Origin of the sequence: Bacteroides fluxus YIT 12057, assembly GCF_000195635.1 — a bacterium.
Taxonomy (GTDB): Bacteria; Bacteroidota; Bacteroidia; order Bacteroidales; family Bacteroidaceae; genus Bacteroides; species Bacteroides fluxus.
In genome coordinates, this window is the sequence record NZ_GL882621.1 from 78,553 (window position 1) to 92,039 (window position 13,487).

The 13,487-nt window shown below is 45.8% G+C and carries 10 protein-coding genes; 3 read left to right on the top strand and 7 right to left on the bottom strand.

What is annotated here, in order from left to right; translation table 11 throughout:
* Positions 1-27: 27 nt before the first annotated feature.
* From cls to HMPREF9446_RS05370, 4 genes are all read right to left on the bottom strand, one after another.
* Positions 28-1,257 carry a cardiolipin synthase gene (gene cls / locus HMPREF9446_RS05355; protein ID WP_172634239.1) on the bottom strand — a complete coding sequence of 410 codons (1,230 nt, stop codon included), beginning with the start codon at positions 1,255-1,257 and terminating at the stop codon, positions 28-30.
* A gap of 142 nt (positions 1,258-1,399) precedes the next feature.
* The gene (locus HMPREF9446_RS05360; protein WP_039968625.1) at positions 1,400-1,726 is read right to left on the bottom strand and encodes a DUF5056 domain-containing protein; all 327 of its coding nucleotides are present in this window, start codon (positions 1,724-1,726) and stop codon (positions 1,400-1,402) included.
* Positions 1,713-2,258 (bottom strand): RNA polymerase sigma factor, encoded by a 546-nt coding sequence (locus tag HMPREF9446_RS05365; RefSeq protein ID WP_009124422.1) that lies wholly within the window; start codon positions 2,256-2,258, stop codon positions 1,713-1,715. The genes HMPREF9446_RS05360 and HMPREF9446_RS05365 overlap by 14 nt, the downstream gene beginning before the upstream one ends.
* Positions 2,255-2,878 (bottom strand): DUF6249 domain-containing protein, encoded by a 624-nt coding sequence (locus tag HMPREF9446_RS05370; protein ID WP_009124423.1) that lies wholly within the window; start codon positions 2,876-2,878, stop codon positions 2,255-2,257. The genes HMPREF9446_RS05365 and HMPREF9446_RS05370 overlap by 4 nt, the downstream gene beginning before the upstream one ends.
* A gap of 272 nt (positions 2,879-3,150) precedes the next feature.
* Between HMPREF9446_RS05370 and HMPREF9446_RS05375 the strand changes: the two genes are divergently transcribed.
* The 3 genes from HMPREF9446_RS05375 (at position 3,151) to HMPREF9446_RS05385 (ending at position 7,549) form a co-directional block, all read left to right on the top strand.
* On the top strand, positions 3,151-3,465 hold the full coding sequence (locus tag HMPREF9446_RS05375; RefSeq protein ID WP_172634240.1) for a hypothetical protein: 315 nt from the start codon (positions 3,151-3,153) through the stop codon (positions 3,463-3,465).
* A 76-nt stretch (positions 3,466-3,541) separates the two neighbouring features.
* The gene (locus tag HMPREF9446_RS05380; RefSeq protein ID WP_009124425.1) at positions 3,542-5,965 is read left to right on the top strand and encodes a TonB-dependent receptor; all 2,424 of its coding nucleotides are present in this window, start codon (positions 3,542-3,544) and stop codon (positions 5,963-5,965) included.
* Between the two features lie 81 nt (positions 5,966-6,046).
* Complete coding sequence (locus tag HMPREF9446_RS05385) at positions 6,047-7,549, top strand: methyltransferase RsmF C-terminal domain-like protein (protein WP_009124426.1); 1,503 nt, start codon at positions 6,047-6,049, stop codon at positions 7,547-7,549.
* Positions 7,550-7,786: 237 nt separating this feature from the next.
* On the opposite strand, the gene HMPREF9446_RS05390 is transcribed toward HMPREF9446_RS05385, so the two are convergent.
* From HMPREF9446_RS05390 to HMPREF9446_RS05405, 3 genes are all read right to left on the bottom strand, one after another.
* The gene (locus HMPREF9446_RS05390) at positions 7,787-9,955 is read right to left on the bottom strand and encodes a peptidase domain-containing ABC transporter (protein ID WP_009124427.1); all 2,169 of its coding nucleotides are present in this window, start codon (positions 9,953-9,955) and stop codon (positions 7,787-7,789) included.
* 30 nt (positions 9,956-9,985) lie between these two features.
* The gene (locus HMPREF9446_RS05395; protein WP_009124428.1) at positions 9,986-11,158 is read right to left on the bottom strand and encodes an HlyD family secretion protein; all 1,173 of its coding nucleotides are present in this window, start codon (positions 11,156-11,158) and stop codon (positions 9,986-9,988) included.
* A 944-nt stretch (positions 11,159-12,102) separates the two neighbouring features.
* Positions 12,103-13,479: a radical SAM/SPASM domain-containing protein gene (locus HMPREF9446_RS05405; RefSeq protein ID WP_009124431.1), complete on the bottom strand. Its 1,377-nt coding sequence runs from the start codon at positions 13,477-13,479 to the stop codon at positions 12,103-12,105.
* Positions 13,480-13,487: the final 8 nt, after the last annotated feature.

Here is a 13,487-nt window from a genome sequence, read left to right on the forward strand (position 1 = left end):
TGAAAATTAAAGACCAAGAATTAAAGATTAAAGGAAAGGGGTCAGAAGATTACCTACCCAGCCTACGAACTTTTTCCATGCAGAGCGCTCTTTCCATACTTCAGGGGTCAGTAGAGTACTGTTCTGTTTGTCACGTTCAAACATTTCGTTCAATTGGTGTGTGGTGGTCGGATCAAATATAAACGCATTCGTCTCATAATCATACCGCAAGCTGCGGCTGTTGAGATTGGCAGTACCTACTGTACAAAAGGTGCTGTCCACCATCATGATTTTAGAATGGTGGAAACCGCCATTGAAGAGATAAATCTTGGCGCCCTTCTTCATTAGTTTATGTACGATGTAGAATGACGCTTCGGGAGTAAAATAGATATCCGATACGGAAGGTATCATTATTTCTACCTCCGTTCCTTTTTTCAGTGCACTTTTTATGGCTTTGCGGATTGATTTTGTCGGCACGAAGTAGGGATTCACGATTCGTATGTTTTTTTGTGCGGCCCGTATGGAAGCGGTATAGGCATGGCTGATGGAACGGGGAGTTTCCCTTGGGGTGCGGTCCACGATGGCTATCTCTTCCGCTACACTGTCCGGAAATTGCGGAACATCCGGGAAATATGCCGGTCCCCCGATATGCTGACCTGTTTCACGGTTCCACATAGTCAGAAAGATACCTTGCAGATAGCGTACGGCATCCCCCTCAAGATGTATGTGCATATCGTGCCATTTACCGATTTTAGGCAAGCCATTGATATAATAATCGGCTATATTCATCCCTCCGGTGTAGCCAATCTTGCCGTCGATGACTACGATTTTCCGGTGGTCGCGATGTATGGCGTGGTTCACCCACGGGAAATTGATCGGGTCGAACTTGACAATTTCAATACCCCGGTCACTGATTGATTTTAGGTGGCGTTTTTTCAGCGGCTTGTTGTTGGACCAATTGCCGAAGGCGTCGAACATGGCGCGTACTTCCACTCCTTCTTTCACTTTTTCCGCCAGAAGATCGAATAAGGAATTTGCGATGGAGTCATTGCGAAAATTGAAGTATTCCAGATGGATATGGTGTTTGGCTTGGCGAATGGTTTGGAATAAGTCGATAAACTTGTCGTGCCCGGTCATCAATAATTTGACTTCATTATTGCAAGTGACCGGAACTCCTGTCTGTTGCAGGTAGTTCATTACGATAGTATCACTTGATGCCTGTCCGCGAACACTTCCAATAGAAAAAACGAATAATATGATAAATAGAACTTGTCTCAAAACTTTCCCTGTTTATTTAGTTTTATGAGCTGGCAAATATACAATATATCATTGAGATATGTTCGCTTGTTTAAAAAAAATTAGCCCTTACTTTATTTTAATAAGGTAAGGGCCGGCTAATTTATTGCAAGAGCAAATCTGTTTATGCCAGAGAGGAAATCTTGCGGTAACCTAAGTAAAGCAATACTATTGCGGCTATCAGCAATGATTTAGGGTCAAGTTCTGATGCGCCGCTCTGGATGGCGCCGTTCAAGGTTTCGCGCAGCGTATCCAATACTAACTGTAGTCCGTTCAAGGCGACAAACAGTACCAGTGCGAGAGTGAAACAGAATACAGTCCATATCTGTGACAGGCGGTGGCTGTGTTCCGGCAGACGGTGTGCCACACGGCGGGTAAACCCGTTGTCATCTATTTCTTGCCGGTTATTGGCGAAGAATTGTTCCAGAAGTTTATCATCATTTTCCATCATAACCATTTTGTTTTAAGTAGGCAGCCATTTTTTCTTTCGCCCGCGAGAGGTGGCTTTTTATGGTTCCCTCCGGGCATTGGGTGATTCCTGCAATCTTCTCTATACTCTGGTCTTCCATGTAGAAGAGGGTGATGCAGGTGCGTTCCATTTCTTTCAGGGTAGCTAATGCACGGTAGATATCCATGTGCTGCCCTACATCTTTTTGCAGCGTACTGCATTGAGCGTCCACTTGGTAGGAGTCCAAGTCATCTGTCTCTTTACGGCTGCGAATATAGTCATAAAACACATTATAAGCAATACGATACAGCCAAGTGGAGAAACTGGACAGATTTTTGAATGAAGCAATATGGGTATAGGCTTTTATAAAAGTGTCCTGTGCCAAGTCGTCACTCAATTCGCTGTCGCCGCAGGTTTGGTGCAGGAAGAATCGCCGTACGGGCGACTGGTACTTCCTTACCAACTGGTCGAAGGCCTTGGTGTTGTGAAACACCACGACCTGCGCGACTAACGATATGTCGTTGAGTTGACTCATTTTTCGTCGTTTTTCTTCTGTTGGCTATAGTGGATGACCAATTGTCCGAAGCCGGTAAACATGACCAACAGGCCGATGCAGCCGATACCGAAATCCCCGGTGATTGCCCAAAGGAAGATGAACAGTCCGATGCCGACAAAGATGTTGTTGATGCCTTTGCTGCGGATATCTGTCGCCGCCGCTTCTTTGAAGAAGTTCTCCGGTAATGGCTGTCCGCTTGCTAATGCTTGTTCTGCCAGACGGTATTTGGCTTTCCGGTTTTTGTAGCGGAAGAAAAAGATGACAAATATGATGAGCAGTGGCAGGCCGAATATAAAAATGATGGCTGTTACGGCGATTACGGTTTCGGAGGTCTTGTTGCCAAGGTCGAAATTACTCCAGTCGGTGGTTTGAGTATGCTTCCACGCCTCTTCGTCATGTCGGGTGGCTTTCGAGCCATTCTCATAAGTCATGATGCTGAGCGTGTCTGTAAAGGCTTTGCCATTGATAACCGTATCCCTAAGTTCGATTACCCGCTTCTTGTTTCCGGATTCGTCGTTTTCTGTAACGGTTCTGTTCACTCCATGTGCCAGTGTGCAATACACCATGGCAATCATTAATCCCAAAATGATACGTTTCATAATCTATGTTTTTTTATTTGTTTCTTTGTGAGTTAGACGGTGGCTCCCCCCTATAAAGTTGCAAAGAGAAGATATTTTTTCTGGAAATTCCGTAATATGGCAGAAAATTTTGTGGAAATGTGAAGTATGCCGTATTTTCTATCGCAAGATGTGGGTATTTTGACTGTCTTGCCGGCTCAATTGTATGGTTAGTTTTGTTTCCCATAATAAATACCCTTATCTTCGCCATTCACTTTGAAGAAAGGACTGATTTGAAAAAGTCGCGTAGAATAATGAGATTGTTTCTTCTCCTGCTATTCATAGCCTATTGGGGAGGATTGACTCTGTTTACCCACTCGCATGTGGTAAATGGGGTTATCATTGTACACTCTCATCCGTTTAAAGGGCAACATGAACATACGGAAGTCCAGCTGGAAACCATCTTTTTCCTTTCTTCTTTTGTAGCTTCTTCTTTGTCTGCTCTCTTGAGCGCCACACCGATTTTTCTTATTTTGCTTTGCGTGCTGGCGGTTCTTGCCACCGAACGAATCAAAAGTACCAGGTCGTGTGGCAGCATCAGACTGCGTGCTCCTCCTTTTTACCTCTGATACATTTGTATGAGAGTCATTTTGTTGTGGCATTGAAAACTCACTGTCGCTGAATCACATTTTATTTTAAGAATACATGAAAAAAAATATTTTTTTTATGGTGGGGGCGTTATGTCTGTTGCTCTCAGCCACTGCGTATGCAGAAGATTTAAAAGGAACCGACGCTAATATTGTCGGTCATGTCATAGAAAAAAGTACGGGTGAACATTTGCCTTATATGACGGTTTCCCTGAAAGGAACCACTATCGGGACTATGACCGATGCTACCGGACATTATTTTTTGAAGAACCTGCCCGAAGGAGAATTTGCCTTGCAAATCAGTGCGATAGGATATAAGTCGCAAGACCGTAAGGTGATTTTAAAAAGGGGCAAGACGTTGGAAGAGAATTTTGAACTGGAAGAAGACCTGGTTGCCTTGGACGGCGTGGTTGTAACCGCCAACCGTAATGAGACTGCCCGTCGGTTGGCACCGACTTTGGTCAACGTGGTCACTCCCAAGCTATTCGATCTCACGAACTCGCATACCCTGTCACAGGGACTGGTCTTTCAGCCCGGCGTACGTGTAGAGACCGATTGCCAGAATTGCGGTTATTCACAAGTGCGGATCAATGGGCTGGATGGAAAATATACCCAGATATTGATAGACTCGCGACCCATATTTTCTGCTTTGGCAGGTGTCTATGGGCTGGAGCAAATACCGGCCAACATGATAGAGCGTGTAGAAGTGGTGCGTGGGGGAGGCTCTGCCCTGTTTGGCTCTTCTGCCATTGCCGGGACGGTGAATATCATAACCAAGGAGCCTATCCGTAATTCCGGTTCATTTTCTCATTCCATTTCCAACTTCGACGGTTCCGGCTCGTTCGATAACAATACGACGCTGAATCTTTCCCTGGTTTCTTCCGACAATAAGATGGGAGCTTATATCTACGGGCAGAACAGGCATCGTTCGGCATGGGACTCCAATGGAGACGGCTTTTCCGAGTTGCCGAAACTGAGAAATCAGACGGTAGGCCTGAATGCTTATTACAGGACAAGCGCCTATTCCAAGCTGAGCCTGGAATACCACCACATGGAGGAATTCCGTCGTGGCGGCAGCGGTTTTGGCCTGCCTCCCCATATTGCCGAGAATGCAGACTTGAACGGAACCGGTGAACCCGGACTGGTGGAGCAGCTCAGACATTCCATCAATACGGGAGGACTTAAATTCACGGCATTCTCCAGAGATCAGAAGCATACGTTCAGCACCTATGCTTCTGCCCAACACATTGTGCGTGACAGTTATTACAGTGCCTATGGCATGACGACAGACTTCACCGGAGTGCTGGGTGCCCAATATATTTATCACTTTGACAAATGTCTGTTCATGCCTTCCGATTTGACCGGAGGCGTTGAGTTCAACCACGACAACCTTCATGACAAGGCTACGGACATGCAGAAGTACCGTGATGCTGCTTTGGACGAAGATCCCGGTGCAACGGGCAACCGTCTGCAGCAGCTGATTGACAAATACACGCCTGCTCCCCTGAATCAGGTGGTGAACATTGCAAGTGCCTATGTACAGAACGAATGGAACAACGAACAGTGGAGCTTTCTGATCGGTGCTCGTGTAGATAAGAACAGTATTATGGACAAAGCTGTCTTCAGCCCGCGTGCCAATATCCGATACAATCCCACTCAAGATGTGAACATCCGCTTCAGCTATGCCGAGGGTTTCCGTGCTCCGCAGGCATTTGACGAAGATTTGCATATCAGTAACGTGGGCGGAGAATTGGTCTCCATTGTTCGTGCCAAAGGATTGAAGGAAGAGCGTTCGCGCAGTTTGAATGCTTCGGTGGACTGGTATCACTACTTCGGGAATTTCCAGGCGAACTTCTTGATAGAAGGTTTCTATACCAAGCTTTCCGATCCGTTTGTCTTGACGCCTCCGGTGAAAGACCCTGCCGGAAGCGGATACCTGCTACAGACCCGTGTCAATGGCTCGGGAGCCAAAGTATATGGAGGTACCTTGGAAGGCAAGATTGCATATAGAGACAAGATTCAGTTACAGGCAGGAATAACAGTGCAGCGCAGCATTTATGATTCCTCCGAAGAATGGAGTGCGGATGAGGAACACTTGTCCGAGAAAGAACGCCGTAGCGACAAGATTCTTCGCACCCCTGATGTATATGGATATTTCACGGCTACTTATACGCCGGTGAAACCGCTTTCCATGGCATTGAACGGAAATTATACAGGCAGGATGTACGTGCCTCATCTGATGTCGGAAGTGAATGGAACGGCGGATGTATTGGTGAAAAGTCCCACTTTCTTTGAGTTGGGTGCCAAACTGGCCTATGATATTGACTTTACGGGTATTTGTCTGCAGTTCAATGTCGGCGTACAGAATATCTTCAACTCTTATCAGAATGATTTTGATAAGGGGGCAAGCCGTGATTCTGGATATATTTATGGTCCCGGGACACCTCGGTCTTATTTTGCCGGGGTAAAACTCAGTTTTTAGTCGCAGGCGGATATTCTTTGTCCCGGCTCTTGATGCTTCCCCCGGTTTGCATTATCTTTGTCGGCATAAACAGTTCAGAGCATGGAATTACCCGTAGCATTTACCGACTATACGCGCTCTTTTATGGGTGCGGAAGAATACAATAAGCTGGCTGAAGCTTTAGGAGGAGAGCAGCCCGTCAGTATCAGACTGAATGAAGATAAATTAGGAGGTTCTTCATTCAGTCTTTTCCGTGCTTCTTTCCGGCCTGTTCCTTGGGCCGGTACAGGATTCTACCTTCCCGACCGCTTGACTTTCACCTTTGATCCTTTGTTTCATGCCGGTTGCTATTATGTGCAGGAGGCTGCTTCCATGTTTGTGGAGCAGGCCTTGAGACGTTATACCGGCGATGTACCGGTGACGATGCTTGACCTTTGTGCGGCTCCCGGTGGAAAATCGACCCATGCCCGTAGCGTGTTGCCCAAAGGCAGCTTGCTGGTTGCCAATGAGGTAATCCGTAACCGTTCGCAGATTTTGGCGGAGAATCTCACGAAGTGGGGGCATCCCGGTGTGGTGGTCACCAACAATGATCCGGCGGACTTTTCTTCGTTGACGGACTTCTTTGACATCCTATTGACCGATGTTCCTTGTTCCGGCGAGGGGATGTTCCGCAAAGATCCGGTTGCTGTAAGCGAGTGGAGTCCGGAGAACGTGGATATCTGTTGGCAACGCCAGAGGCGTATTCTGTCGGATATATGGCCTTGTCTGAAACCCGAAGGCATTCTCATCTACAGTACATGTACCTATAATACGAAAGAGAATGAAGAGAACGTCCGTTGGATGCGGGATGAGTTCGGTGCGGAAGTATTGCCGTTGGAAATCTCTGCCGACTGGAATATCACGGGCAATCTGTTGTCGGGAGAGGACTTTCCTGTCTATCGTTTCCTGCCCCATCGGACGAAGGGGGAAGGATTCTTCCTGGCGGTTCTCCGCAAACCGGCTGGCACAGGTTCTCCAAACCTGACCTTTGCAACTGCAAACCTCAACTCTGCGTCCGTAAACCAGACCTCTGTCTCCGCAGACACCAGGAGAAAATCCCGTAAACCTCAAGGCAGGGGGGCGAAGAATACGGGAATTTCCAAAGAGCAGCTTGCGGCGATACATCCGTGGCTTGTTTCTTCCGGAGATTATGAGTTCCTGCTGGAAGGCAACCGGGTCAGTGCTTTCTCGAAAAGTTACCTTCCCGAATTGTCCGCTTTGCGTTCGTCGCTCCGTATCCTACAGGCGGGAGTGGATGTTGCCGAGTTGAAAGGAAAAGACTGGATACCTGCTCATGGGCTTGCCATGAGTATAGCGCTGGATCCGGATGCCTTTGCCCGCGAGGAGATAGGTCGCGAGCAAGCCATCAACTACCTGCGCAAGGAGGCCGTTGTCCTTTCGGAGGCTGCTCCGCGTGGCATCGTCTTGCTCACCTACAAACAGATTCCTTTGGGATTTGTCAAGAATATCGGTAACCGTGCCAATAATCTTTATCCCCAGGAATGGCGTATACGCAGTGGATATTTGCCGGAAGAGGTGCTGGAATTGGCAACGATAAACGGGTGAAATCAATCACGTCACTGTAAAGCTGGTATATATATTGGTGCAAAGCCGGTATATATATTGCAGCGCCACTGCAAACCTGTTGCAGTGGTATTGCATACTATATGCAGTGGTGCTGCAACACATTTGCAGTGGCGCTGTTGCATATTTGCAGTGATGCTGTAACATATATGCAGTGCGGCTGCAAGAAAAGTGCGGAGCTTTACAACTTTATGACACGCCCATCTGTGCTTTTTGTTTTCATTTAAGAACTTCGAACTGTTCTTTCCAGAGCTTGCAGTATAAACCGTCTTTCTGCGAAAGTTCTTCGTGCGTTCCTTCCTCTTTCACTTCACCATTGTGCAGCACAATAATCCGGTCGGCATGCTTCACGGTGCTTAGTCTATGGGCAATGACGATAACTGTCTTTCCTGCATCCTTCATCACCTCCATCACTATTTTCACCTGATTTTCGGCTATATTATCCAGTGATGAGGTTGCTTCGTCCAAAATAATAATCTCCGGATTCTTGTATAAGGCACGTGCTATGGCAATGCGTTGCCGTTCGCCGCCGGAGAGGTTCACGCCGTGTTCGCCGATTTGGGTCTTGTATCCTTTGGGCTGGCGTTCGATGAACTCTTCCAGTCCGAGCATTTCCATCAAGGCCTTTATCCGTATCATCTTGGGATGCAGTTCGCCTACGGCTATGTTTTCGGCGATGGTTCCGGAGAAAAGTTCGATGTGCTGGGGCACGGTGCCGATGCGTTGGCGCAGGCTCCGGTTGTCTATTTCGGCGATGTCATGTTTGCCGATGCGGATATGTCCTCCTTGAATGGGGTAGATATGTTGCAGCAGTGACATCAAGGTGGTTTTTCCGGAACCGCTTTCACCCACAATGGCCGTCATCTTTCCTTTTTCTATCGCCAGGTTCAGTGCAGAGAAGATTTCCTTGCGCGAACCATATCTGAAGCAGACATTTTCAAAACTGATGTCTCCTACCATCTCCTCGGTCAGTTCTATTTTCTGTTCCTCGTTCTGTTCGCGTTCCAGGTCCATGATTTGGAAAAGGCGGTCGGCGGCAATCAATGCGTCTTGTATGGTCTGGTTGGAAGAAATCAGGGAACCGATGGGCGATATGACATATCCTACCAGCGAGTAGAATACCATCAGTGTGCCCGGTGTAACCTCTTGGGCGATGACCAGCACACTGCCTATCCACAGGATGGCAATTGTGATTCCGGTAGATACGAATTGTATGCCTCCTTGCGCCATGATGGAACCATAGATACTGCGGTAAGTGTTTTTCAGCAGATGTACGAAGCGCGTTTCCGTTTTCAGGTTGGCATATTCCTCGATGCCGAAGCGTTTGATGGTAGAGATGGAGTTGAGAGATTCTACCAGTTGGGCTTCCAGGTCGGCGCTACTCTCCATGATGTGGCGCTGGTATTTGCGGTTCAGCTTGTTGAAACTGTAAAATATGCCCAGAAATAAAGGAGCGGACAGTAAGGTTATCAGTGCCAGTTTCCATGAATAGACAAACATGAGGCATACGGAAAACAGCAGTATCATAATGTTGACCAGCAGGTCGAGCGATACGTTATTGATGAAGTTACGGATTTTTACGGCATCGTTCACACGCGAGATTATTTCACCCACCCGCATGGTGTCGAAGAACTGCTGGGGCAGTGTCAGTAGGTGCTTATAATAGCCCAGTATCAGCGCCGCATCAATCCTTTGTCCGGTTTTCAGGGCAAGGATGCTTTTCATGGCACCTATGAAGGTGCGCAGCAACAGCAAGACAAGCATAATGACACCCATTAGGTTGAGTAGGTTCAGGTTTCTGTCCACCAGTACATAGTCGGTGATTTTTCCGACATAGATAGAAGTGGAAAGCCCCAAAATACTGTAGATAAGTGCTCCGAAGCCGGCTTGCATCATTACGCTTTTGTGCGGTGCCATCAGCGAAAGGTATTTCTTCATCATACTGGTCTTTTCGTTTCCGGTTTTGAAGGTCTTTTCCGGTTCCATCAGGATGAGTACTCCCGTCCACTCTATCAGGAAGTCTTCATAATCCATTTTGTGTATCTGTCCGTCACTGGGATCCATATAGACTATGTGTGTGTCCTTCACTTTGTAGATTACGATGAAGTGTTGCAGCTCCCTTTTCACTACAACGTGGGCAATGGCGGGCTTGGGCATCGGCTTCAATGCATCGAACTCGGCACGCACGCCTTTGGCGGCAAGCCCCAGCTTGGCGGCTGCTTCTATCATTCCCAGCACGTTGGTTCCCTTCTGGTCGGTGAAGGCATATTGGCGGATGCGTGCCACGGGAAATTGCAGCCCGTAGTAGGCACATACTGAAGCAAGGCAGGCTGCCCCGCAGTCCGTAATGTCGTGTTGTTTGATTTTGATTCCTTTTCTGAGTTTCATAATTGTTATCTTTTTTAATTGTTATCTTTTTTAATTGTTTCTTGCCATCATGTTTTCGCTTTCATATTGTCTCGGGTTTGCCCAGTCGTCCATCTTCTGGTATAGCAGGTCGAAGAGCGAACGGCGTGTCACCATGAAATGGGCGCTGACTGTCATTCCCTTCTTCAACCGGCCTGTCCGTCCGTTTTTCCGTTTCAGGTAATTACGCTCCATTTCACATTTCACTTTGTAGAAGGAATTGCCTTGGGCATCGGTCAGGAAGTCCGATGATATTTCTTTCACCTTTCCCGGCAGGGTTCCCCACTCATTGTAGTTGAAAGATTCCACTTGCACATGCACCGGCATGCCTATGCTCATGAACCCGATGTTTCGTGGGGTTACGTAAACTTCCGTACACAGCGTGGAGTCGGGGCTGATTACTGCAAGCGACTGGCCTGCCTGAATACTGCTGCCTTTGTAGATGCCCGAGAACTGGTCTATGGTACCTGCCACCGGGCTGCGTACAATGTATGCGTCCTTGTTTTTCTGTTCCTGCTTCAGCGTGGTGCTCATTTCGTTGTGCTGGTTGCGATAACTGTTCAAGTCTGCCTGCCAGGTGCTGATTTGACTTTGTATAAGTGAGGCCAGTTCATTCTGCTGGTTTTGATATTGAAAGTAGTAGCTGTCATATTCTTCTTCTGAAATCAGCTTTTTGTTGAACAGAATCTTTTCGCGTTCGTATTCTTTCTTGGCTTTAGTGAGGGATGTTTCCTGTTCGTTTTTCCGTTTGGTGAAGTAGGCGTATTCTTGTCGGCGCACCGGAGAACGGAAATTTGCAGGTACCTCTCCGCGTGCCAGATAGGTGAGGTCTGCCAGATGCGCTTCATAATCGTTCAGGCGGTTGGTCTGATAAGTAATCTTGTAATCGGGATTGCTGGTGCGGAATCGTAGCAGAATATCCCCTTTATTCACTTGCTGCCCTTCGCGGACATATACGGAATCTACCAGTTCGGTGATGGCTGCCCTAATTTCTGTTTTTTCTGTTACCGGGCGTATCACTCCGCTGCCTTGTACGGAGATGTCTATATAGATGAAGGGGAGGGAGATGAGGGCGGCGGTAACGGCTGCCAATACTACCCAATAGATGGCTTGTGATTTAGTGGTGTGCTGATAGTTGTAAGCTTCAATGCTGTTTTCTATCCATTCGTTCGGTAAAAGTGACATATCTTCTTGCTTTAAGGGTTAATACTTTTGTTCTTAATTAATGGAGCAAAAGTAGGCCGATAAAGGAAGAAGATATGTTAGGGGAATGTTAGTCGTAGGTTAAAGTTGCACGCTGACTCCACTCGTCTATAAATATCTTATTTGCAGATTTAAAGAAAAAGCCTGCTTTAATGCAGGCTTTCACATTTTTTCTATACAATAGGAATCAATCCTTTGGAAAATACATGTTACACCTCCGAAAGTGCAAAGATTATTTCAATTTTGGTTTATAACATCTTGGTCCATATAGTATGCTCTAGGAACCTCTCCACCATTAATGTTCTGTAATTCAGTCTTGCTCAAACTGATAAGTGTTTCTGTATTATTCATTGTTCCATTCTTTTTTTAATTTTAATATAATCTATTATTATAATGAGCACTAAAATCCTAATAGCTACTCTCATTGAATGCATAATTTCCCTTTTTAAATCAAAACATTCATCTTTAAAATATAAAACGCAAAGCGCCATTAATGTTAATGATGTAAATGCGATTATAGTCTTAAGTATTGCATCCAATCTTCTGTTATTACACAGTTTAATTATTTTCATCTTCTTTGATAATGTTGTTAATTTGCGTTCTATTTATTTTTTTTCTTAATCGGGGTGTCTCTGATTTTCATATTATTAGATTATTACTAATTAGTACGCTTTTCTATTGCGATTAATAGAATTTGAAATCTTCTTTGCTCGGTATCTTAAAATCCGGCATGCCATTGTTGTCGTCTATGGGCTTAATTGGAGAATCGAAGGAAACATTACATCAAGTCTTTCCAAATGTCTCCTAGTATGTCCATTGGTGGTATATTGTAGCAACATACTTCCAAATCTTTCGGGCTTATAATCGTTGGAGGTATTCCAATAGACCCACCGTTAATACTCTCTGCTTGCTTCTCGTCAATGGGGTTAAGCCCCAGCTCTTTTAAATTTTTCATAATCGATAATTTTGTGTTTGTTAGACATATTGTTAATAAAATCGTTTAGCTTGATATAGGAATGAATCAAATGTTTCCATTCCAACCGAATCATTTTGCATTTTTGTTTCCAGTCTTTACTTTCTTGTCCCAGAAGCTGTCGTTCTGCTTCGCAATTGCCTCCACATAGGTATTTAGCCCAACATTGCCGGCAATTTGCAAGTTGTGATACTTCTTTTGAACGGAAAAGTTGCAATCTGCTGTTATCAATACCTTCGGACACATTTCCTACGGACATATCTTGATGGGAAAGCATGTTCTGGCATGGATAATACTCTCCTGCTTCGTCTATAATAAAGCTGTTTCTGCCTGCTGCACATCCCTGGTATTTCACGCTCTTGGTTCTTAGGCGGCTGATATTCCTTTGAAAGTCGTTGCAGTAGATGGTTTCTCTGTTCATTAACTTTCGGGTAAAAAAGTTCATGACCTCGCCCAGTTGCTTGTCTATTGCCTTAATGCCGTTGGTATCAAAGTGGGTCGTGCTCCGGTCTTTTACATCGGAATCAATTGTGAAGGCATAAGAGTAAGGGACTTCCATGCTCTCGAAAAAGCGGAACGTCTCGAGCAACCTTGTGTTCTTTGGACTGATGGTAGCCCTTAGATTGAAGTTTACACCCCTTTTTTTGAGTCTTTCTATATTTTCGACGATTCGTCTGAAACTACCGCGACCGTTAAGGAATACTCGGTTTGCATCATTCATCTTTTGCGGCCCGTCAATACTGACTGTAACGGTGAACTTTTCTTGTACAAAGAAGTTCATCATGTCGTCATCTATCAATGTACCATTGGTGTTCAGCAGAAAACATACGTCTTTGTTCCGCCGGGATATGATTTCTTCTTTGGCTATTTCCACTACGTCTCTGACAAACTGTTTGTGTAATAGCGGCTCGCCGCCGAAGAAGTAAATGGTGTATCGTTCGCTGTCGGGATTACCTTCAAGCATGTAGGCAATTGCTTTTCTGACTACCGAAAGGGACATCACGCTTTTTCTGTCTTGCAGGGTCGAAGCAAAACAATATTTGCAGGACATGTTACAACCATGCGTTACGTTCAGTGTCAGCATGTCTTGTTTTTGCTTTTCGCAGCAGGCGGAAGGTACTGTACACAAACTTTTAAGGGTTTCCGTCACCATGTCGATGGTAGTATCTCCTAAAGTATTGCCGTCGTCTCTTCCTGCGCATCTGTTGAAATAGGCATCCATTGTGGGATTGCTTATTTCCAGAATCTGCTGGCTGCCGGATAGGAATACATATTTCTTTTTGTCGAAAGAAAAGATGTGAAAATCTCCTTGCTGTAATAAATTGTTCATGTCCGAAG